The sequence below is a fragment of the Prauserella oleivorans genome (assembly GCF_042685745.1).
GTDB lineage: Bacteria > Actinomycetota > Actinomycetes > Mycobacteriales > Pseudonocardiaceae > Prauserella_A > Prauserella_A oleivorans.
The window spans coordinates 1298303-1318585 of record NZ_JBHUNT010000001.1 but is presented as its reverse complement, the minus strand read 5'-3'; the positions used below and the strand labels follow the sequence as shown (position 1 = coordinate 1318585).

Below are 20283 nucleotides of genomic sequence, written 5' to 3'. Positions count from 1 at the left end.
CCCGCTTTCACCCGGTCGCGGGTGACCCACCCGGCTTACGGACGAGCGCGACCGGTGGCCGTGGCACCTCGCAGACGCACAGCGGTGACACCGTGTTGAAAAACAAGTTGCACGGGCGTACCAGCTTGGGGTTACGTCGAAGTGTGCCGCTTCGCCCCTACCTGGACGTTCTGCGCATCCCGGGCATGCCGGCCTCGGTTCTGCTGGCCGCGCTCGCCCGCCTTCCGATGACGGCGACGGGCATCACGCTCACCCTGCACGTGGTCAGCGGGCTGGGCCGCGGCTACGGCGCCGCCGGGCTCGTCGGCACCGCCACCACGGCGGGAACAGCGCTCGCCGCACCGCTGCTCGGCCGCACGATCGACCGGCACGGCCTGCGTCCCGTGGTGGCCGCCTGCGGTCTCGTGTCGGCGTTGTTCTGGGTCGCCGCCCCGCACCTGCCCTACCCGCTGCTGCTCGCGGCGGCGCTGCCCGCCGGTGCGCTGATGCTGCCGGTGAGCCCGATCGCGCGGCAGGTGGTGACAGCCCTCGTCCCGCCGGCGCAGCGGCGCACGGCCTTCTCCCTCGACTCGATCATGGTCGAGGCGGCGTTCATGACGGGTCCGGCGCTGGGCATCTTCGTCAGTACGCAGGTGTCGTCGACGGCGGCGCTCACGGGCATCGGCGTGGCGTTCGGGCTGTGCTCGGCGGCGCTGTACGCGGTGAACCCGCCGATCCGCACGGCGGATGAACTCGGCATGCGCGACCCGGTGCGGCCGCCGATCCGGTCGTGGCTGGACTCGCGGATGCTGGCGACCTTGCTCGTGGCAATGGGTGCGCTGTTCGTCCTGGTGGGCATGGAGCTGGCGGCGCTGGCGGTCTTGCGGACGTCCGGTGAGGTGAGCTGGACGGGCGTCGTGATCGCCGTCATGTGCCTGGCGTCGCTACTCGGCGGCGTGGTGCACGGCACGGCATCGCGCTCGGCCTCACAGCTGACGTTGATGGTGGCGCTCGCGGTGCTCACCATCCCGGCTGCAGTCGTCGCCGGTCCGTGGTGGCTGCTGGCACTCGTGCTGGTGCCGGCGAACCTCGTGTGCGCGCCGACGCTCGCGGCGACGACCGAGGCCGTCAGCCACCTCGCGCCGCCCGTGGTGCGGGGCGAGGCGATGGGCTTGCAGGATTCGGCGACCCGGCTCGGCCTGGCGCTGGGCAGCCCGGTGGTGGGGTTCGTGATGGATCACGCCTCGCCCGGCTGGGGCTTCGTCGCCGCGGGGCTGGGCGGGCTCGTCTTCGCCGCGGCGGGCTGGGCGTTGCGACGGCGACCGGTGCGGCACCGGGTCGCCGTCGCCGAAGCCGGTTAGAGGCAGGCCTGGCGCAGGCGCTCCAGGTTCTGGAGATTGCGCTGCAGCCAAGTGTTGAAGTTGCGCAGGTTGTCCACCCGCTGCTGTTCGAGCTCGACGTAGCCGTCGGCCATCGTCTGCAGTGTCTGGCGCACGTCCTGTTCGGCGACCTGCCCGGCCAGCTCGCGGAGCCGGTTCGCCTTCTCCTCCGCCGACGCCTTCACCTGCTCCGGGTCGGCGTTCGGGTTCAGCTGCGCGAGCCCCAGCGCCTCGCTGCACACACTCGCCTTTCCGGCGGCCGCGTTCACCCCGTCCACGGCTTCGTTCACCTCGGAGCATCCGGTCAGCAGCAACAGTCCCAGCGCGGCAGGCGCGCACCTCTTCCACATGATCGCGAAACCTACCGGGTCACGTGGTCAGCGTCTGCCGTCCTATCGGTACACCATGTTCGCTACTTTCCGTTATATCGACCCGGCTCGCTGACTGCGTTTTTCCTGCTTACCGGTGAAGTTGACCTTGGTGACGACTACGCAACGTTGTCGATCTCGCTGTACCGGTACCGCGAAGATCCACGATGAGGAGTTCAGAGTGATCAACCACTCCGCCGCCAAGGCCCCTCGCCGGGGCAAGCCCGTCCTGAGAGGAAGAGGCCAAGAAGGCCACGGACTGGTATCCCAAGGAGCAGGTCGAGCACCAGAACAACCTCGCCGCCCAGCAGGACGTCGTCGACGGGACCCGGACCGCCCTCGAGCAGGCGCACACCGCGCTGGCCGACGCGCAGGCACAGCTGACCTTGGCCGAGGAGCTGGTGCGGCAGCTCAACGCCGAGAAGAACGCCGCCCAGCGCACGGCCGACGAGTTGGGCGCGCAGGCCCGAGACAATGAGAAGGCCGCCCACCGCGGGATTGGGCGGCCTTCTCGTCAGCGGTCCTCAGCCGAGGGTCGAGGCGACCTGCTCGGCGATCTCGTAGGTGTTGAGGGCCGCGCCCTTGCGCAGGTTGTCGCCGCACACGAAGAAGTCCAGCGTGTTCGGGAAGTCCAGCGCCTGACGCACCCGGCCCACGTACGTCGGGTCCGCGCCCACGACCTCGGCCGGCGACGGGAACTCGCCCTTCTCCGGGTCGTCCATGAGCACGATCGACGGCTGGGCCTCGAAGACCTTGTGCGCGGCCTCGACCGTCACCTCACGCGCGAACGTGGCGTGCACCGCCAGCGAGTGCGTGGTGACCACCGGAACGCGCACGCAGGTGGCCGACACCTTCAGCTCCGGGATGCCGAGGATCTTGCGCGACTCGTTGCGCACCTTCAGTTCCTCGGAGAACCAGCCGTCGCCCTTGTAGGAGCCCGCGGACGGCACCACGTTGAGTGCCAGCGGCGTCCCGGCGAACGGGGTGTCCGCCAGCGGCAGGCCCGCGGCTTCGAGTGCCGCGCGCACGTCGCCGGCCTTCGCGCCGAGTCCCTTGCCTGCCACGGCTTCGAGCTCGGCGTGGAGCCGGTCGATGCCGCCCTGGCCCGCACCGGATGCGGCCTGGTACGAGGCGACCACGAGTTCGGTCAGCTGGAACTCGCGGTGCAGCGCGCCGAGCGCGGCCATCATGGACAGCGTCGTGCAGTTCGGGTTGGCGATGATGCCCTTGGGCCGCTCGGTCACCTTGTCGGCGTTGACCTCGGGCACCACGAGCGGCACGTCGTCGTCCAGCCGGAAGGCACCGGAGTTGTCGACGGCGACGGCGCCGCGGGCGGCCGCGACCGGCGCCCACTCGGCGGAGACCTCGTCGGGCACGTCGAACATCGCGACGTCCACGCCGTCGAAGGCCTCCGGGGTGAGCTCGACGACCGTCAGCTCCTCGCCGCGGACCGTGATCTTCTTACCCGCCGACCGCGCCGAGGCGATCAGCCGGATCTCGCCCCACGGCACGCTGTCGCGGCCGTTGATGATGTCGATCATCACGGTGCCGACCGCACCGGTCGCACCGACCAGAGCCAGTGTGGGTGCCATGTCAGCGACCACTCCCCGCGTAGACGACGGCTTCTTCGTCGCCGCCGAGTTCGAATGCCTCGTGGATCGCGCGCACGGCGTCGTCGAGCTGCGCGTCCCTGATCAACACCGAGATCCGGATCTCGGAGGTGTTGATGATCTCGATGTTCACGCCCGCCTTGGCCAGCGCCTCGCAGAAGGTCGCCGTGACGCCGGGGTGGGAGCGCATTCCCGCGCCGACAAGGGACACCTTGCCGACGTGGTCGTCGTAGAGCACGGCGGTGAGGCCCAGCTCGGGCTTGAGCCGCTCCAGCTCGCTCACCGCCTTCGGGCCGTTGGCCTTCGAGAGCGTGAACGTGATGTCCGTGCGGCCCTCGGTGTTGGAGACGTTCTGCAACACCATGTCGATGTCGATCTCGGCGTCGGCGACCGCGCGGAAGATGCGGCCTGCCGCGCCCGCGTGGTCGGGCACCCCGGTGACCGTGATCTTGGCCTCCGACCGGTCGTGGGCCACACCGGTGATCAACGCTTGTTCCACGGGGATCTCCTCAATCGAGCCGGCCACGGTCGTGCCCGGCTTGTCGCTGTAGGACGAGCGGACGCTGATCGGCACGCCGTACCGACGGGCGTACTCGACCGAGCGCAGGTGCAGGATCTTCGAGCCGCTCGCCGCGAGCTCGAGCATCTCCTCGTACGGCACGGTGTCGAGCTTGCGCGCGTTGGACACGATCCGCGGGTCCGCGGTGTACACACCGTCCACATCGGAGTAGATCTCGCACACGTCCGCCTTCAGCGCCGCGGCGAGCGCCACGGCGGTGGTGTCCGAGCCACCCCGGCCGAGCGTGGTGATGTCCTTGGTGTCCTGTGAAACGCCCTGGAATCCCGCGACCAGGGCGATGTAGCCCTGCTCGAGCGCCTCGGTCACCCGGCTCGGGGTGACATCGATGATCCGGGCGTTTCCGTGCACGGACGTCGTGACGACACCCGCCTGCGAACCGGTGAACGACCACGCCTCGGCACCCTGCGCCGAGATCGCCATCGCGACAAGCGCGTTGGAGATCCGCTCTCCCGCGGTGAGCAGCATGTCCATCTCGCGTTCGGGCGGAACCGGGTTCACCTGTTCCGCGAGATCGAGCAGCTCGTCCGTAGTGTCTCCCATCGCGGAGCACACCACGACGACCTCGTTGCCCGCCTTCTTCGTGGCAACGATGCGCTCGGCAACGCGCTTGATCCGGTCTGCGCTCTCCAGCGACGAACCGCCGTACTTCTGGACTACGAGCGCCACTTTGGCCGAACCTCCTCGCCGGAGCAGGGGCATCTCCGCGGCCTTGTCGCAAAGGGTCCCGCTCCATACCGTCCGAATCAGGGTACCGGGGTCAGGTCGCTCCGACATCTTTCATTGTGATGCCTCGCACCGCCCCGACCTGCTGTATACAGTCGTCATACAGTGATCGAATGAGTGACAAGCAGGCGGAAACAAGTGTTCCCGTGCACGAATTGATCGCTCGCCGATGGAGCCCGCGCGCCCTCGATTCCATGGCCGAGGTCACACCGCGACAGTTACGTGCGTTACTCGAAGCGGCCCGCTGGGCGCCCTCGTTCGGCAACACCCAGCCCGCCCGGTTCCTGGCCGGCCTGCGCGGCGACGAGACCTACCGGCGCATCCTCGGCACGCTGACGACGCGCAACCAGTCGTGGGCGCATCGCGCCGGCGCCCTCCTGGTCGGCCTGGCCCTCACGCGCAACGAGAAGGGCGACATTCCCTACGCCGAGTACGGCGTGGGCCTCGCGGCGGAGAACCTGGTGCTGCAGGCCGTCGCCGAGGGGCTGGTGGCGCACCAGATGGCGGGTTTCGACGCCGATGCCGTGCGCCGCGAGTTCGCCGTGCCGGACGAGGTGCGCCCGGTGGTGGCCATCGCGGTCGGGGTGCTCGCGGAGCCGGAGGTGCTGGGCGAGCCTCGCGACATCGACCGGGAGACCGCCCCGCGCAAGCGCCTGCCGCTGAGCGAGTTCGCGATGCGGGACTGGGGAAGCGCCGCGTTCTAGCCCGCGACGTCACGCCCGCCGTTCCAGTCGACGGTGTCGGGGAACTCGTGGTACCGGCGAAGGTGCTGCTCCTCGGTGCGGCCGTGCAGCGGGAAGGTGAACGTCGAGCCGTCGGGCCAGGTGATGGTGCGGGTGGCGAAGCTGATCGCCGGGACCCGCGCCGGGCCGGCCTCCCAGATGACCTTTGGCCGGGGCGCCCCGGCCGGGTCGGTGATCGTCGAGCCGGTGTCCACGACCGCGAGCCGCCTCGGCGAGCACACCAGCCACGGCCCCTTGGCGGACCTGAGCCGGTCGACCAGGTCGAGCACCATCGCGTTCTCGAGTCCCCGAACTCGGATCTCCTTGTCGAACAGCCGGCGCCGCCTTCCGCCACGACTCGACCCGCCACCTCCGCCCGCACCGCCGCTCATGACCCACAGCACGGCCAGGACCGCCACCCGGATACCGCGGCCGATGTACACGAAGAAGTGCCGGACGAGTTTCCTCCCGCGGACCGTCCCGTCGTTGCGCCTGCCCGGAACGTCGAAACCCAAGCGGCCGGGGTCGGCGAGGCGGAGCACGATGACCGGCTCGCCCCACCGGGTGCGCATCAGGTCCTCGACGCGTTCCCGGAATCCGGAGCGGACAAGGATGTCGTCGCGCTTGGCCTCGAGGCGTCCTCGTGAGCGACGATCTTCCGCGCCGCCCGCCACCTGGCGTCGGTGGGCGCCAGGCCGGCGAGGTCGTGCGGCGAACCGGGTGGAGGTCCCGGCACGTCGCGCTCGGGTCGGACCACCCGCTCGTCTCCTCCCGCGCCGGGCTCGCCTCTCGCCGGTGTCAGATCGCCGGTGTCAGACCGTGACACCCCCGACCCGGCGGATGATCCGGGCGGCGATGGAGGACGCCACGAGCCAGAAGATCGCGGCAATGCCGTAGTTGACCAGCACCGACAGCTTCGGATCGCTGGGCTGGAACAGATCGTGGAAGCCGAGTGCGAGCCCGTCGGACCAGTCCGCGGCCCACGACACGATGCTGTTCTCCGCGTTCGCCTCACCGATCACGAAGACGATGTGCAGCACGAGGATCAGCGCGAAGATCAGCCCGAGCCAGCGGACGATGCCCGCCAGCAGGCCGACGACCTGATCCTTGACGGCCTTCCAGTCCACCGATCGCCGCGGCTTGGGCTTCGGTTCGTCGGTGTTGTCCGAGTTCTGGTAGGTCGACACGGAACCTCCGGGCACGATCGCCTGCGTGGCGTCCGTGGCCTCGCTGCCCGGCGCATTCTTGTCGGCGTGCTCACCCATGGCTCGAAGTTTCGCACGTCGTGCGGCTGATTGCTACGGACCAGTAACCAGCGAAAACGGTCGCCGGTAACATTTCGATGTCGGGCCCGGCCTCCCTCCCTGATCAGGTCCTGGGTTAAGGTGACCGGCGTGGCACGTGCTCTTCTGCTTCGCTGCCGCGACGGGGCCTGATCAGACCGGCTCCCCGTCGCGGGGCTTCGTGGTGCCGCCGGTCGTAGACCGAGCCCTACCTACAGCGAGCAGGAGCATTCTCTGACATGAGCACGTCCGATCCTCAGGTTCCGTCCACGAGCCGCATCCGCACGCCTTCCCGTCCCGCGCCCGCCGACCAGCCGTCGTGGAACCCGCAGCGCGGCTCGTCGATGCCGTATCACCGCTACCAGCCCTGGTACCGCCTGGTCGAGGACATCCAGCTGCCGGACCGCACGTGGCCGGACAAGCGCATCGAGCGCGCCCCGCTGTGGTGCGCCGTCGACCTCCGCGACGGCAACCAGGCGCTGATCGACCCGATGTCCCCCGCCCGCAAGCGCAAGTTCTTCGACCTGCTGGTGCGCATGGGCTACAAGGAGATCGAGGTCGGCTTCCCCGCGGCCAGCCAGACCGACTACGACTTCGTCCGCGAGATCATCGAGGACGGCGCCATCCCCGACGACGTCCACATCCAGGTGCTGACGCAGTGCAGGCCCGAGCTGATCGAGCGCACGTTCCAGGCGCTCGAGGGCGCACCCCGGGCGATCGTGCACATCTACAACTCGACGTCGATCCTGCAGCGGCGGGTCGTGTTCCGCGAGGAGCGCGAGGGCATCAAGAAGATCGCCCTGCAGGCCGCGGAGCTGGTGACCGAGTACGCGTCGAAGTACTCGGAGACCGACTTCCGGTTCCAGTACTCGCCGGAGTCCTACACCGGCACGGAGCTGTCCTACGCCGCCGAGGTGTGCAACGCCGTCACCGACATCTGGCAGCCGACTCCGGAGCGGCCGGTGATCCTGAACCTGCCTGCGACCGTCGAGATGGCGACGCCGAACGTCTACGCCGACTCCATCGAGTGGATGGGGCGCAACCTCGACCGTCGCGACTCGGTGATCTTGTCGCTGCACCCGCACAACGACCGCGGCACCGGCATCGCCGCCGCCGAGCTGGGGTACCAGGCGGGTGCCGACCGGATCGAGGGCTGCCTGTTCGGCAACGGTGAGCGCACCGGCAACGTCGACCTCGTCGCGCTCGGCATGAACCTGTTCAGCCAGGGCATCGACCCGCAGATCGACTTCTCGGACATGGACGAGATCAAGCGGACGGTCGAGTACTGCAACCAGCTGCCGGTACCGGAACGCAGCCCGTGGGGCGGCGACCTGGTGTTCACGGCGTTCTCGGGCAGCCACCAGGACGCGATCAACAAGGGTTTCGACGCCCTGCACGCGGCGGCCGAGAAGGCGGGCGTGCCGGTGGACGAGTTCCCGTGGGAGGTTCCGTACCTGCCCATCGACCCGAAGGACGTCGGCCGCACCTACGAGGCCGTGATCCGCGTCAACTCGCAGTCGGGCAAGGGCGGCATCGCCTACATCATGAAGACCGAGCACCAGCTGGACCTGCCGCGGCGGCTGCAGATCGAGTTCTCGCAGACCATCCAGCACTACACCGACTCCGAGGGCGGCGAGGTGGACCCGGAGACGATGTGGAACGCCTTCGCCCGCGAGTACCTGGAGCCGCGTACGCCGCTGGAGCTGATCCAGCAGAAGGTGACGGCCAACGGCCAGTACGACCTGCAGGCCACGATCCGGCTCGACGGCGAGGAGCACGAGATCACCGGCCGCGGCAACGGTCCGATCGCGGCGTTCTTCGACGCGCTGAGCACCGTCGGTTTCGACCTGCGGCTGCTGGACTACAGCGAGCACACGCTCACGCCCGGCGACGACTCGAAGGCGGCGTCGTACATCGAGTGCGGCATCGACGACAAGGTCTACTGGGGTGTCGGCATCGACCCGTCGATCGTCACCGCCTCGCTGCGGGCCGTCGTCTCGGCCGTGAACCGCGCGCACCGGTAGGCAGGTCCGACGCCGGCCCGGTGTTGCCGGGGTTGGCGGGGTTGGCGCGGTGTTGACGCGGGCGGTCGCGGTGAGCGGCCGCCCGCGTCGCCGTGTCGGCCGCTCCGGTCGCCGTGTCCGCCGCTCCCGTCGCCGTGTCCGCCGCTCCCGTCGCCGTGTCGGCCGTCAGCGGACGGAACCAGCTGGCGCGGCCGGCTGAAAAGCTCTCAGGTCGGCATTCGTTGTTGGAAGCGTGGACGTCACGACACTCCAGCTACTCGGCCTGTTCGCGATCGCGGTGATCCCGTTCGCGCCGACCGAGCTGGCGCTCGTCGGGGTCGGCGTGGTGGCGGCGGCACAGGACGCTCCGTTGGTGGCGCCCGTTGCCGTCGCCATAGCGGGCTGCCTGATTTGTGACTACGCGCTCTATGTGGCCGGACGCCGCGGATCGGGAACGCTCGACCGGCTGCGCGCCCGGCCGTCGGCGACCCGCACGGTCGACTGGCTCGCCGTGCGGCTGGAACGCAGGCCGGTGGCGGCGCTCGTCATCGCCCGGTGGTTGCCCGCCGGCGGCATGGGCGGATCGCTGCTGGCGGGTGCACTGGGCTGGCGGCGGCCGGTGTTCGTGACCGCGTCGCTGATCGGCGTGACTGTCTGGTGCAGCTACGCCGCGCTGCTGGGCTACGTCGGCGGATCGCTGGTGCGGGAGCCGTTGGTGAGCCTGCTCGTGTCGCTGGTGGTGGCGGCCGTGCTGAGCTTGGCCACCACGACGGTGTTCCGCCGCCGTACCGGGCATGATCTGCGGTATGCGCGCGGAACGTCTGGTGGCCCTGTTGTTCACCCTGCAAAGCCGGCGTAGCGCGACGGTGCCGGAGCTGGCGAAGGCGCTCGAGGTTTCCGAGCGGACCATGCACCGCGACCTCGCCGCGCTGCAGGCGGCGGGCGTACCACTGTGGACGGAGCCGGGCCGGCATGGCGGCGTCCGGCTCGTCGAGGGCTGGCGCACGCGGCTCGACGGACTGACCTCGCGCGAGGCGGTGGCCATCTTCGCGATGGGTGTGCCGCGGGCGCTGGCCGAGCTCGGGCTCGGCACCGCCGTGTCCGCCGCGCACGCGAAGGTGTCGGCCACCCTGCCGGCGCCGTTGCGGGATCAGGCGCAGCACCTCGCGCAACGGTTCCATCTGGACGCACCGGGATGGTTCCGGCGAGAGGAGGACGCCGAGCACCTGGCGACACTGGCGCGGGCGGTCTGGGAGCAACGGCGGCTCCGGATCAGGTACCGGCGTGGTGACGGCAGTGTGCAGCGGGTGCTCGACCCGTTGGGGCTCGTTCTCAAGGCGGGCGTGTGGTACCTCGTGGCGCGAGCGGGCACATCGACGCGGACGTATAGGGTCAGCCGCGTCGAGTCGTCGGCGGAGCTGGACGAGACGTTCCAGCGGCCGACGGATTTCGATCTGGCGAGCTGGTGGCAACGGTCGTCGGCGCGGTTCGAGCGCTCGCTGTACCGGGAGCAGGTGCGGGTGCGGCTGAGCCCGTCCGGGGCCAGGCTGCTTCCGCAGCTGCTCGACGCGGACCTCGCGCTCGCGGCGCTCGCCGAAGCGGGTCCCCCCGATGCGGACGGCTGGGTGGAGGTGCACCTCGCGCTCGAGGAACCGGACATCGCCGCTCACCAGCTGCTGGGACTCGGCCTCGACGTGGAGGTGCTGGGCCCGCCGTCCGTGCGCGCGGCGTTCGCCGGGCTCACTCGGCGGATGGCCGAACGGCACGCCGACGCCACGTAGACCGGCACGGCGGTCGTCACGGCATCCCGCGTCGGGCGCCATGGTTGTGGCGCCCGTCGGCGGATGGCGGTGGGCAGGCTCTGCCTGCAGTGGCGCGAGATGCCCGTTCGCGCCACCCAGGGGCGCCCCTGATTTCACATTACCGCCGCACGCCGACAATTCCGGCGGCCTGAGCCGGCGGTCCCGGACGACCCCGGCACACCTGGTGCCGACGCCGTCGGCGACAGGAGCGTCAGTGGTAGGGCCCATGCCGGCCGAGGGTCTCCACGGGGGTCGCGCCGGGGCGGGTCCACTGCGGCACCGGCCTGCTGGTCGGGCCCCAGGTGCTGTTCCCGTCCGCATCCGTGCGCCAGTACCAGCACGCGTGGTGGCCCTCCGGCCAGCCCTCCGACTTGTCCTCCCACGCCTCGCCGCGGCCGTAAGGCGTCCTGTCGAGCAGGCCGAAGGTTCCCGCGAACGGCTCGTTGCCACGGCCCGTCGTCGAGTAGGTGAGAAACGTTCGGTCGCCGTCGCGCAGGAAGGAAGTCAGGTATCCCATGGCGCCGCCGACCGGCTCGGCCACATCGCGCACCGAGTACCAGGGCTGGGTGTAGCCCATGAATTCGACGTAGGAGGCCACCTCGTCCCACCGGCCGGTGGTGACGATGGCGAACGAGACGCCGCGGGCGTTGAGGTAGACGGCGTCCTTCAGGTGCCAGGTCAAGTAGGTGCAGCCCTCGCATTGGCCCTGGGGCGGCGCGCCGTCGTACCACATGTGCTTGTAGACCACGAGCTCGTCGCGGCCTTGGAACAGGTCGAGGAACGGGACGGGACCGCCGGGTCCCACGACCTCGACGGTCCCGTCGAACTCCACCATCGGCAGCCGGCGACGGGCCGCGGCGAGCGCATCGCCCTCGCGGGTGTGGGCCTTCTCGCGGACCAGCAGCTCGTCCCGAGCTGCCTGCCAGGTGGCCAGGTCGACGACGGGCGGGCGGCCGGGCCGCGCGTTTTTCGGCGTGGTCGTCATGGTGTCCTCCGTGCTGTCTGGTTGTCGGGCACAGTCGACCGACGTCCTGACGACGCCTCACCGGAACAGACGCGCGACCCGTCGGCGCAGGCCCTCACTCAGTCGAGCGTGCACCCGCCCACGCCGGGCCGACAACCTCAGCGGTACCCGCTCGTGTCCGGCGGACCCCCGCGGTCCTGCACCTCCACGACGTAGCGCCAACCATCGGGACGGCTGCCGTCGACGTCGGTGAACCCGTAGATCTGCGCCAGCTGCCCGCTGTTCAGCGTCTGCCCGGAGAACCGCTTGTGGTCCGGGTCCGCCGCGAGTGCCGCGACCGCCCTGCCCACGTACACCGGCGATTCCGAGATCGCGAAGTACGGCTCCTCCTTGATCGCGTCGCGCCAGTTCTCCTCGGTGACGCCGAAGATGTCGAGCATCGCTTCCGACCGAAGCCACCCCGGCGTCATGGCGACGGCGGTGCAGCCGTGCGGGCCGAGCTCGTACGCCTGCGCCAGCGCCAGGTGGTGCGCGGCCGCCTTGGCGACGTAGAACGCCAACGACGTGCCCTTGCGGAACTCGGCGTTGTACTCGGCGGTGCCGTCGGTCATGTCGACCACGAGCCCGCCCGGCTGACGGATCACCAGCGGCAGCAGGTGGTGGCTGGTGACGATGTGCGCGTCGATCCCGAGACGGATTATGCGCAGGGACGCCTCCAGCGAGTGCTCCCACACGGGCTTGCCCCACTCGAGGTGCATGTCGCCGCCCCACACGCCGTCGACGAGGATGTCGAGCCGGCCCTGTTCGGCGTCGATACGTTCGGCGAGTCCACGCACCTGCTCGGGATCCAGGTGATCGACCCGGACCGCCTCCCCGCGACCACCCGCGGCCGTGATCCGCGCGACGGTCCCCTCGATCGTCTCCGGACGGTCCACTTCGGAACGTCGCTGCCCGGACGTCCGGCCCGTGACGTAGACGAACGCCCCACGCCGGCCCAGCTCGACGGCGATCGCGCGGCTCGCACCCCGAGTTCCGCCCGCCACCAACGCCACCTTGCCGGCCAAACTGCCTGTCACATCGGTTGTCATACCGCCACGGTGGCGGCGAACCCTGTCAGGTCATGACATGGTTTCCGCACCGATTTCCGCCGCCTCGGCACGCACGGCGTCGAGCACCGCCGACACCGCCGGACGCACCGGACCACCCGCACGCAGCACCGCCTCGACGTGACGCGCTGCGCGGATCCCAGCCAGGGGGCGGCGCAGCACCTTCGTCGTGTCCATCGTGTAGCGCGGCAGCAATGCGATGCCATGCCCGGCCGCGACCAGGGACTCGGTGATCCGGAAGTCGTTGAACCGGAGCACCACCCGTGGACGCACATCGGTGCGGGCGGCCAGCGACCGCAGCACGTCGTCGACCGGGAAGCCGACGTCCACGCTGATCCACGGCTCCGCGGCGAGTTCGGCGAGCTCGACGTGCTCCCGGGTGCCGAGCGGGTGGCCTGGCGGGAGTGCGACATCCAACGGCTCCCGCAGCAGCGGCACCACCCGCAGCCGCTCGGACGTGAAGGACACTGCGTGCTCGTCGCGGTGAGCCACCACGATGTCGAAGTCGGCCAGCAGGCCGGGTACCTCGGACGGCACCATGTCGACATCCCGGACGTCGACGTCGAGTCCTTCGCACTCGGCGAACCGGGCCAGCAGGCCTGGCAGCAGCATGAGGGCGGCCGACGGGAAGAGCGCGAGCCGGACGCGCCCGCGCGGTGAATGGCGGTAGGCATCGAGCTCAGCCTCGGCTCGTTCGAGCGCCGCGAGGACCTCGTCGGCTCTGGCCACGAGCGCCCGGCCCGCGTCGGTGAGCCGCAGTCCACGGCCGGCGGGTTCGGTCAGGGCGACACCGGTCTCGGCCTGCAACGCGCGCAGCTGCTGCGAGACCGCCGACGGCGTGCAGTGCAGCGCCCGGGCCGCGGCCACCACGCTGCCGCGGTCGGCGAACTCCCGCAACGTGCGCAACCTGCCGATGTCCATGGTGATAGTGAAGCATTGCTACAACGCCGTTGAAAACAATCTCGCTGGTGCTTTACGGTCACCGGGCCGCAAGCTGGTTCCATGGCGATCCGGGACCGACTGCTGGCCGCGTTCACCGCCCTGCTGTGGGGCTGCAACTTCCTCGCGATCCACGCCACACTCGAGCACTTCCCTCCGCTGTTCGCGTGCGCGCTCCGGTTCATCGTCATCGCGATTCCGGCGATGCTCTTCGTTCCGTGGCCGAAGGTGAAGCTGCGCTGGCTGATCGGGTACGGGCTGGGCTTCGGGACGCTGCAGTTCGGCTTCCTGTTCATCGGCATGGTGGAGGGCATGCCGACCGGTCTGGCGTCCCTCGTCCTGCAGGCGTCGGCTCCGTTCACCGTGGTGCTGGGTGCGGTGTTCCTGCGTGAGCGACTCACGGGCTGGCAGGTCGTCGGCATCACATGCGCCGTCGCGGGCATGTGCGCCATCGGGTGGCAGCGTGCCGAGTACGCGGCGCTGCTGCCCGTGATCCTCACCGTGCTGGCCGCGCTGAGCTGGGCGGTCGGCAACCTGTGCCTGCGCAAGGCCGAACCGGCGAACCCGCTGCACCTGACCCTGTGGATGTCGGTCGTGCCGCCGCTGCCGATGCTCGCCGTGTCGTTGGTCTTCGAAGGGCCGGGAGCGCAGTGGCGGAGCCTCACGACGTTGGGCAGCGACACAGGCGTGCTCGCACTCGCGGGCCTGGCCTACACGGTGACCTGCGGCACCGTGATCGGCGCCGGTATCTGGTCGACGCTCATGCGCCGCAACCCGGCCAGCACGGTGGCTCCCTTCTCCCTGCTCGTACCGATCGTCGGCCTGACCCTCGCCTTCGTCGTGCTGGACGAACGCCCCACGCCGATCGAGATCGCCGCGAGCGTCGTCGTGGTGGGTGGCGTGTTCCTCGGATCGGTCGGCGGCCGAGCCCGGGCCGCTCGCCGCGAAGCGCGGGCGGCGGACCCGGCTGCCGTGCCCTAGGAGGCAGACACAGCGACGGAAACAGCAGACACGGCTACGCGAACAGCAGACACGGCTACGCGAACGGGAGACACGGCTACCCAGACGGTGGACACGCGCCCGGGTCAGGGGGTTGCCGCCTCCGGGTGCACGAGTTCCGGCTCCACCGAGTGCGGCTGGATCCGGCCGGCCAGGATGTCCTCCGCGTAGTGGCAGGCCACGCGGTGTCCGGAGCCGACCTCCCGCAGCGCGGGCCGCTCGGTATCACACCGGGTCTCCTGCCGCCACGGGCAACGCGTGTGGAACCGGCACCCGGCAGGCGGCGCGGCCGGGGACGGCAGGTCGCCCGCCAGCAGGATCTGCTCGCGACGGTCCTCCACCACCGGATCCGGCACCGGGATCGCCGACAACAGCGCCTTCGTGTACGGGTGCAGCGGTTCCTCGTAGAGGGCGTCCGAGCCGGCCTCCTCCACCAGCGAGCCCAGGTACATCACGCCGATACGGTCCGAGATGTGGCGCACCACGGCGAGATCGTGGGCGATGACGAGGTAGGTCAGCCCCAGCCGGTCCTGCAGTTCCTCGAGCACGTTCAGCACCTGCGCCTGCACCGAGACGTCCAGAGCGGACACCGGCTCGTCCGCGACGATCAGATCCGGCTCCACCGCCAGCGCCCGCGCGATGCCGATGCGCTGCCGCTGCCCGCCCGAGAACTCGTGCGGATACTTGCGCAGCGCGCTCTCCGACAGCCCAACGGCCTCCAGCAGCTCGACCAATCGTGCTCGGGTCGACTCCCGGCCCTTGTCGAGGCCGTGGGCACGCATGCCCTCGACGAGGATCGACTCCACCGACTGCCGCGGGTCCAGACTGGACAGCGGGTCCTGGAAGATCATCTGCATGCGGCGGCGGAGCCTGCGCAGTTGCTCGCCCTCGAGGGTGGACATGTCGATGTCGTCGAACACCACACGCCCACCCGTCGGCTCCACGAGCCGCAACAGACCCCGGCCGAGCGTGGTCTTGCCGCAGCCGGACTCACCGACCAGGCCGTAGGTCTCCCCGCGCCGGATGTTCAGGTCCACACCGTCCACGGCGTACACGTGGCCGACGGTGCGTTCCAGCACGATCCCGCGCTTGATCGGGAAGTGCACCTCGAGGTTCTCGACGGTCACCAGTGCGTCGTCGGTCATCGTGCTCCCTCCGGCACGGCGATCTCCACGGGGTTGTGGCACCGCAGCATGCCGCCGCGGTCCTCGGCGAGTTCCGGAGGATCACTCCAGCACACGTCTGTCGCGTTGGGACACCGTGGCGCGAACGCGCAACCCTGCTCCCACGGGATGTTGTCCCCCACCGATCCGGTGATCGGCGTCAGTTTCTCACCCCGCGGCACGTCCAGCCGCGGGATGGAGGCCAGCAGCCCGTGTGTGTACGGGTGCCGCGACTGCGCGAACAACGCGTGCCGCTCCGCCCGCTCCACGATCTTCCCGCCATACATCACGTTCACCGTGTCGCACAGGCCCGCCACCACGCCCAGATCGTGCGTGATCATGATCAACGCGGTGCCTGTCTCGGAGACGAGTTCGGACAGCAACGCCAGAATCTGCGCCTGGATGGTCACGTCGAGCGCGGTGGTCGGCTCGTCGGCGATCAACAACCGCGGCTTGCAGGCGAGCGCGATCGCGATCAGCACCCGCTGACGCATGCCACCGGACAGCTGGTGCGGGTACTCGCCGATCCTGCGCTGCGGGTCGGGCAGACCGACCCGGCTCAGCAGTTCCACGGCCTCCGACCGCGCCGCCTTGCGCGACATGCCCCGATGCCGTTCGAGCACCTCGGTGAGCTGCAAGCCGATCGACACGACGGGATTCAGCGACGACAACGGATCCTGGAACACCATGCCGAGATCGCGGCCCCGCCGGTCGCGCAACTGCTTGTCGGACAACGTGAGCAGGTCGGTGTCCTCGAAGGTCACCGAACCGCTCACCCGCGCGCCCCGCTTGGGCAACAGACCCATGATCGCCAGCGATGTCACGGACTTGCCGCTGCCCGACTCGCCGACGAGCCCGACCGTCTGTCCCGGCTCCACCGAGAAGCTGACCTTGTCGACCGCGGTGAACGGGCGGGTTCCCTTGCGCGTGAACACGACGCTGAGGTCGCGGACGTCGAGTAATGCCATCCCACTACCGCCTGTTCTTCGGGTCGAGTGCTTCCCGCATCGACTCGCCGAGCAGTGTGAAACCCAGGGCCACGATGATGATCGCGATCGCCGGGTAAAACGCCAGTTCCGGTTTGACGCTCAACAGATCCTGCGCGTTGCCGAGCATCAGCCCCCACTCGGCACGCCGCCAGTCCGAATCGCCCAGGCCCAGGAACGACAGCGCCGCCGCGTCGATGATGGACGTCGCCAGCGTGAGTGTCGCCTGCACGATCACCGGGCCGACCGAGTTCGGCAGCATGTGCCTGAACACGATCGTCCTGCGTTTGACGCCCAGTGCGGTCGCGGCCAGCACGTGGTCACTGGATCGTTGCGCCATCATCGCGCCGCGCAACAGCCGCGCGAACACCGGAACGCCCACCATCGCCACCGCGATGATCACCGTCCACTGGCTGCCCGGTAGCAGCGCCGCGATCGAGATCGCCAGCAACAGCGACGGAATCGACAGCATGATGTCGGTGAATCGCATGAGGACGGTGTCGACCCATCCGCCGAACGCACCGGCCAGCCCGCCGATCACCATGCCGATCGCGACGCCGATCAACGTCGCGAACACACCGACGATCAGCGTCTGCTGCGCGCCGACGAGCAGCCGCGAGAAGAAGTCGTAGCCGTTCTGATCGCTGCCGAGCACGAACCCGGGCATCGGCCCCGGAATGTGCGACGGCGTCAGCTCCGCCTGCAGCTCCGGATACGGAATGAAGGGATCCTTCGGCGCGATCCACGGCGCGAAGATCGCCAGCAGCACGAACAACGCCACAATGGACGCACCCAGGATCGCCACCGGGCTGCGCAGCATCCGGCGGAACGCGTCCATGGCGAGGCTCGTGCCACCCTCGGCCAGCGCGTCGACCTTCTCGGCCTTGCGAGTCGAAAGAATGGTCATCGCACCCGCACCCTTGGATCGATGATTGCGTAGGAGATGTCGACGAGCAGGTTCACCAGCACGTACACGCCGGCGGCCAGCAGGATCAGCGCCTGCAGCCGCGGATAGTCACGTTGCTGGATGCCCTGTTCGAGCAGCGTGCCGAGACCTCCCCAGACGAACACCTTCTCCGTCAGCACCGCGCCCGCCAGCAACAACCCGGTCTGCAGGCCGATCGTGGTGGACACGGGCAGCAGCGCGTTGCGCAGCACGTGCCTGCGCCGGATCACCGGCGTGGTGAGGCCCTTCGACTCTGCCGTGCGCACGAAGTCCTCGCCCTGCACGTCCAGCACCGACGCCCGCGTGATCCGCACGATCACGGCGAACGGGATGCTCGCGAGCGCGATCGCGGGCAGGATCAGGTGGATGACCGCGTCCCACGTCGCGTCGAACTCGCCGGTGAGCAGACCGTCCAAAGTGGCGATTCCGGTGACGCGGGTGGCGTCGATGAGCACGTCCTGCCGTCCCGACGGCGGCAACCACGCCAGCTCCTGCGCGAAGATGTACTTGAGCAGGAAGCCGAGGAAGAACACCGGAACGGCGACGCCGACGAGCGTGCTCACCACGGTCATGTTGTCGAGGAACCGGCCGTGGAACCGTGCAGCGAGGTAACCGAGCGGGATGCCGAACAGGACGGCGAGGAACAGCGCCGCCAGCGACAGCTCCAGTGTCGCGGGAAACGCCCTGGTGACCTCCTCGAGCACCGGGTCGCCGCTGATGAGCGAGTTGCCGAAGTCGCCGGTGAGCACTCGCCCGAGGAACTTGAAGTACTGGACGAAGATCGGCTCGTCCAGTCCCAGTACCGCGTTCATCTGGGCGACCTTCTCGGGCGTCGCCTTGTCACCCAGTAGCGCCGTCGCCGGGCCGCCCGGCAACAGCCGCAACCACGCGAAGACCAGAATGGACAGTACGAACAGCGTCGGTATCGCCTGCAGCAACCGACGTACGATGAACCTGAGCATGAATTACGTGCCTTTGCCCATGGATCCGGGCGGCAGCACGGCGTTGCGTGCTGCCGCCCGGCTTCGGGTGAGATGGGCGATCAGCTCTGCTGGCCCTTGGTGACCGTCGCGAAGCGCTCGTCGGTGAGCGGGCTCGGTACGAGACCCTGGATGTTGCCACCCACCACGATCGCCGGCGGCGACGACGTCAGCGGCACCGCGGGCACGTACTTCGAGATGGCGACCGCCGCCTGCTCGTACGCCCTCTTCTGCGCCGCCTCGTCGACCTGGGCGTCCGCGGTGGACAGCGCGTTGAAGATCTCCGGGTTGTTGAACCCGAACTCCGCCTTCTCCCGGCCGAAGAACGTGCCGATGAAGTTGCCGGCGTCGCCGTAGTCACCGGTCCAGCCGAGCAGGTGCAGGTCGTGCTTGCCCGCCTTCTGCACGTCATCCTTGAAGCCGCCATTCCACGGCCGCTGCACCATCTCGACGTTGATGCCGACCGCCTTGAGGTCGTCGGCGATGGCGCCGGCGATCTCCACCGGGTTCGGCATGTACGGACGGCTGACCTCCGTGGGCACGTAGAACTTCAGCGTGAGGTTCTGCACGCCCGCCTGCCGCAGCAGCTGCTTGGCCTGGTTCGGGTCGAAGTTGTGCTTCTCGACCTGGTCGGTGTAGCCGTCGGTCTCCTGCGGCACGAACTGGTCACGCGCACTGGCGCCCTCGGGCAGCTCGTTCTTGGCCAGCTGCTCCTTGTTGATGGCGTGCTCGATGGCCTTGCGCACCCGCACGTCCTTGAGCGCCGGGTTGTTCGCCTGGTTGATGCCCAGGTAGAGGATGTTGAACACCGGCCGGATCATCACCTGCGCGCCCGCGTCCCGCAGGGCCTGGTAGTCGGCCGGGTTCGGCAGGTCGTAGCCGTCGATCTGGCCGGAGGTGAGCTCCTGCTTGCGGGCGTTCTCGTCCGGGATGATCCGGAAGATGATCCGCTCGAGCTTGGCCTTCTCGCCCCAGTAGTCCTCGTTGCGGACCAGGGTGATGGTGCCGGCCGCCTTGTCGTAGGACTGGAACTTGTACGGGCCCGTGCCGGTCGGGTGCTCGTTGGCGTAGGCGGGGTAGCTGAACGAGTCACCGCTCTGCTTGACGTCGTCGGCCTTGTACTTCTGCAGCGCCGTCGGGCTCGACATCGACAGCGACGTGAGGCCGAACGCGTCCGGGAACGCGCCCTTGGCCTTGTTCAGGTGCAGCACCGCGGTGGTCGGGTCGGGCGCCTCGCACGACTTGTAGACCGGCTGCCCGGTGGCGTCGCCCTGGTTGTTGGCGAAGCCCTCGAAGACGTCGCCGTAGTAGATCATCTGGCTCTGCGCCGCGGCGCTGGGCATGTTGAACCAGCGGTCGAAGTTGAAGCAGACGGCCTCGGCGTTGAAGTCGGTGCCGTCGTGGAACTTGACGCCCTCGCGCAGCTTGAACGTCCAGGTCTTGCCCTCATCGCTCGGCCGCCACTCGGTGGCGAGCCCGGGCTGCAGGTCGGCCGTGCCCGGCTTGTACGTGATGAGCGTTTCGTACATCTGCCGGATCGGGCGGAAGCTCTCCCCGTCGTCGTTGAAGATCGGGTCGAAGTTCTTCGGTGCGCCTGCGGCGCCGAACACCAGCGTGTTCTCGTTGCCCGCACCGCCTTCGCCGCCGCTGCCGCGCTCGGAGGCACAGGCAGTCATGGACACCGCGAGCGCACCAGCCAGCCCGATCAGGGCGAGGCGGCGCGTCCGGGCCACCCGCGTTTGGAGCATGTT

Annotated in this window: 20 protein-coding genes; 6 read left to right on the top strand and 14 right to left on the bottom strand. The window is 69.3% G+C overall.

Annotation, left to right across the window (positions count from 1 at the left end):
• Positions 1-143 precede the first annotated feature (143 nt).
• Entirely contained in the window at positions 144-1340 is a 1197-nt protein-coding gene (locus tag ACFSZT_RS06550) for an MFS transporter (protein WP_377389438.1), read from the top strand.
• On the opposite strand, the gene ACFSZT_RS06545 is transcribed toward ACFSZT_RS06550, so the two are convergent.
• The 4 genes from ACFSZT_RS06545 to ACFSZT_RS06530 form a co-directional block, all read right to left on the bottom strand.
• Positions 1337-1708 (bottom strand): hypothetical protein, encoded by a 372-nt coding sequence (locus ACFSZT_RS06545; protein ID WP_377389440.1) that lies wholly within the window; start codon positions 1706-1708, stop codon positions 1337-1339. The genes ACFSZT_RS06550 and ACFSZT_RS06545 overlap by 4 nt on opposite strands.
• A gap of 203 nt (positions 1709-1911) precedes the next feature.
• Positions 1912-2217, bottom strand: a complete 306-nt coding sequence (locus ACFSZT_RS06540; protein WP_377389442.1) for a hypothetical protein — start codon at positions 2215-2217, stop codon at positions 1912-1914.
• A 33-nt stretch (positions 2218-2250) separates the two neighbouring features.
• A complete protein-coding gene (locus tag ACFSZT_RS06535; RefSeq protein WP_377389444.1) occupies positions 2251-3318 on the bottom strand; it encodes an aspartate-semialdehyde dehydrogenase in 1068 nt (355 codons plus the stop codon).
• Between the two features lies 1 nt (position 3319).
• Positions 3320-4582: an aspartate kinase gene (locus tag ACFSZT_RS06530; protein ID WP_377389446.1), complete on the bottom strand. Its 1263-nt coding sequence runs from the start codon at positions 4580-4582 to the stop codon at positions 3320-3322.
• Positions 4583-4752: 170 nt separating this feature from the next.
• Between ACFSZT_RS06530 and ACFSZT_RS06525 the strand changes: the two genes are divergently transcribed.
• Positions 4753-5343, top strand: coding sequence for a nitroreductase family protein (locus ACFSZT_RS06525; RefSeq protein WP_377389448.1), 591 nt, complete (start codon positions 4753-4755; stop codon positions 5341-5343).
• Here ACFSZT_RS06525 and ACFSZT_RS06520 read toward each other — a convergent pair.
• Both ACFSZT_RS06520 and ACFSZT_RS06515 read right to left on the bottom strand, forming a co-directional pair.
• A complete protein-coding gene (locus ACFSZT_RS06520; protein WP_377389450.1) occupies positions 5340-6035 on the bottom strand; it encodes a hypothetical protein in 696 nt (231 codons plus the stop codon). The two genes, ACFSZT_RS06525 and ACFSZT_RS06520, sit on opposite strands and share 4 nt — an antisense overlap.
• 138 nt (positions 6036-6173) lie before the next feature.
• Positions 6174-6626 (bottom strand): hypothetical protein, encoded by a 453-nt coding sequence (locus ACFSZT_RS06515; protein WP_377389452.1) that lies wholly within the window; start codon positions 6624-6626, stop codon positions 6174-6176.
• 257 nt (positions 6627-6883) lie between these two features.
• On the opposite strand from ACFSZT_RS06515, the gene leuA reads away from it, so the two are divergent.
• From leuA to ACFSZT_RS06500, 3 genes are all read left to right on the top strand, one after another.
• Positions 6884-8668, top strand: a complete 1785-nt coding sequence (leuA, locus tag ACFSZT_RS06510; RefSeq protein WP_377389454.1) for a 2-isopropylmalate synthase — start codon at positions 6884-6886, stop codon at positions 8666-8668.
• 232 nt (positions 8669-8900) lie between these two features.
• Positions 8901-9506, top strand: coding sequence for a DedA family protein (locus ACFSZT_RS06505; RefSeq protein WP_377389456.1), 606 nt, complete (start codon positions 8901-8903; stop codon positions 9504-9506).
• Positions 9454-10428, top strand: a complete 975-nt coding sequence (locus ACFSZT_RS06500; protein ID WP_377389458.1) for a helix-turn-helix transcriptional regulator — start codon at positions 9454-9456, stop codon at positions 10426-10428. Before ACFSZT_RS06505 ends, ACFSZT_RS06500 begins: the two co-directional genes overlap by 53 nt.
• Before the next feature lie 232 nt (positions 10429-10660).
• On the opposite strand, the gene ACFSZT_RS06495 is transcribed toward ACFSZT_RS06500, so the two are convergent.
• The 3 genes from ACFSZT_RS06495 to ACFSZT_RS06485 form a co-directional block, all read right to left on the bottom strand.
• On the bottom strand, positions 10661-11434 hold the full coding sequence (locus ACFSZT_RS06495; protein ID WP_377389460.1) for a DUF899 family protein: 774 nt from the start codon (positions 11432-11434) through the stop codon (positions 10661-10663).
• A 137-nt stretch (positions 11435-11571) separates the two neighbouring features.
• Positions 11572-12501, bottom strand: a complete 930-nt coding sequence (locus ACFSZT_RS06490; RefSeq protein WP_377389462.1) for an SDR family oxidoreductase — start codon at positions 12499-12501, stop codon at positions 11572-11574.
• A 30-nt stretch (positions 12502-12531) separates the two neighbouring features.
• Complete coding sequence (locus ACFSZT_RS06485; RefSeq protein ID WP_377389464.1) at positions 12532-13440, bottom strand: LysR family transcriptional regulator; 909 nt, start codon at positions 13438-13440, stop codon at positions 12532-12534.
• A gap of 81 nt (positions 13441-13521) precedes the next feature.
• Here ACFSZT_RS06485 and ACFSZT_RS06480 point away from each other — a divergent pair, with 81 nt between their 5' ends.
• Complete coding sequence (locus tag ACFSZT_RS06480; RefSeq protein ID WP_377389466.1) at positions 13522-14439, top strand: EamA family transporter; 918 nt, start codon at positions 13522-13524, stop codon at positions 14437-14439.
• 104 nt (positions 14440-14543) lie between these two features.
• Here the strand turns inward: ACFSZT_RS06480 and ACFSZT_RS06475 are convergent, their stop codons facing one another.
• From ACFSZT_RS06475 to ACFSZT_RS06455, 5 genes are all read right to left on the bottom strand, one after another.
• Positions 14544-15602, bottom strand: a complete 1059-nt coding sequence (locus ACFSZT_RS06475; RefSeq protein ID WP_377389468.1) for an ABC transporter ATP-binding protein — start codon at positions 15600-15602, stop codon at positions 14544-14546.
• Entirely contained in the window at positions 15599-16588 is a 990-nt protein-coding gene (locus ACFSZT_RS06470; RefSeq protein ID WP_377389470.1) for an ABC transporter ATP-binding protein, read from the bottom strand. The genes ACFSZT_RS06475 and ACFSZT_RS06470 overlap by 4 nt, the downstream gene beginning before the upstream one ends.
• A gap of 4 nt (positions 16589-16592) precedes the next feature.
• On the bottom strand, positions 16593-17513 hold the full coding sequence (locus ACFSZT_RS06465; protein ID WP_377389472.1) for an ABC transporter permease: 921 nt from the start codon (positions 17511-17513) through the stop codon (positions 16593-16595).
• Positions 17510-18514 (bottom strand): ABC transporter permease, encoded by a 1005-nt coding sequence (locus ACFSZT_RS06460; protein ID WP_377389474.1) that lies wholly within the window; start codon positions 18512-18514, stop codon positions 17510-17512. The genes ACFSZT_RS06465 and ACFSZT_RS06460 overlap by 4 nt, the downstream gene beginning before the upstream one ends.
• Before the next feature lie 80 nt (positions 18515-18594).
• On the bottom strand, positions 18595-20280 hold the full coding sequence (locus tag ACFSZT_RS06455) for an ABC transporter substrate-binding protein (protein ID WP_377389476.1): 1686 nt from the start codon (positions 20278-20280) through the stop codon (positions 18595-18597).
• Positions 20281-20283: the final 3 nt, after the last annotated feature.

What these genes read in the sequence shown, in the direction of transcription:
- ACFSZT_RS06545 (WP_377389440.1), bottom strand. Translation starts at nt 1,708, where the DNA reads ATGTGGAAGAGGTGCGCGCCTGCCGCGCTGGGACTGTTGCTGCTGACC.
- ACFSZT_RS06535 (WP_377389444.1), bottom strand. Translation starts at nt 3,318, where the DNA reads ATGGCACCCACACTGGCTCTGGTCGGTGCGACCGGTGCGGTCGGCACC.
- ACFSZT_RS06525 (WP_377389448.1), top strand. Translation starts at nt 4,753, where the DNA reads ATGAGTGACAAGCAGGCGGAAACAAGTGTTCCCGTGCACGAATTGATC.
- ACFSZT_RS06515 (WP_377389452.1), bottom strand. Translation starts at nt 6,626, where the DNA reads ATGGGTGAGCACGCCGACAAGAATGCGCCGGGCAGCGAGGCCACGGAC.
- leuA (WP_377389454.1), top strand. Translation starts at nt 6,884, where the DNA reads ATGAGCACGTCCGATCCTCAGGTTCCGTCCACGAGCCGCATCCGCACG.
- ACFSZT_RS06500 (WP_377389458.1), top strand. Translation starts at nt 9,454, where the DNA reads ATGCGCGCGGAACGTCTGGTGGCCCTGTTGTTCACCCTGCAAAGCCGG.
- ACFSZT_RS06495 (WP_377389460.1), bottom strand. Translation starts at nt 11,434, where the DNA reads ATGACGACCACGCCGAAAAACGCGCGGCCCGGCCGCCCGCCCGTCGTC.
- ACFSZT_RS06490 (WP_377389462.1), bottom strand. Translation starts at nt 12,501, where the DNA reads ATGACAACCGATGTGACAGGCAGTTTGGCCGGCAAGGTGGCGTTGGTG.
- ACFSZT_RS06485 (WP_377389464.1), bottom strand. Translation starts at nt 13,440, where the DNA reads ATGGACATCGGCAGGTTGCGCACGTTGCGGGAGTTCGCCGACCGCGGC.
- ACFSZT_RS06480 (WP_377389466.1), top strand. Translation starts at nt 13,522, where the DNA reads ATGGCGATCCGGGACCGACTGCTGGCCGCGTTCACCGCCCTGCTGTGG.
- ACFSZT_RS06475 (WP_377389468.1), bottom strand. Translation starts at nt 15,602, where the DNA reads ATGACCGACGACGCACTGGTGACCGTCGAGAACCTCGAGGTGCACTTC.
- ACFSZT_RS06470 (WP_377389470.1), bottom strand. Translation starts at nt 16,588, where the DNA reads ATGGCATTACTCGACGTCCGCGACCTCAGCGTCGTGTTCACGCGCAAG.
- ACFSZT_RS06465 (WP_377389472.1), bottom strand. Translation starts at nt 17,513, where the DNA reads ATGACCATTCTTTCGACTCGCAAGGCCGAGAAGGTCGACGCGCTGGCC.
- ACFSZT_RS06460 (WP_377389474.1), bottom strand. Translation starts at nt 18,514, where the DNA reads ATGCTCAGGTTCATCGTACGTCGGTTGCTGCAGGCGATACCGACGCTG.
- ACFSZT_RS06455 (WP_377389476.1), bottom strand. Translation starts at nt 20,280, where the DNA reads ATGCTCCAAACGCGGGTGGCCCGGACGCGCCGCCTCGCCCTGATCGGG.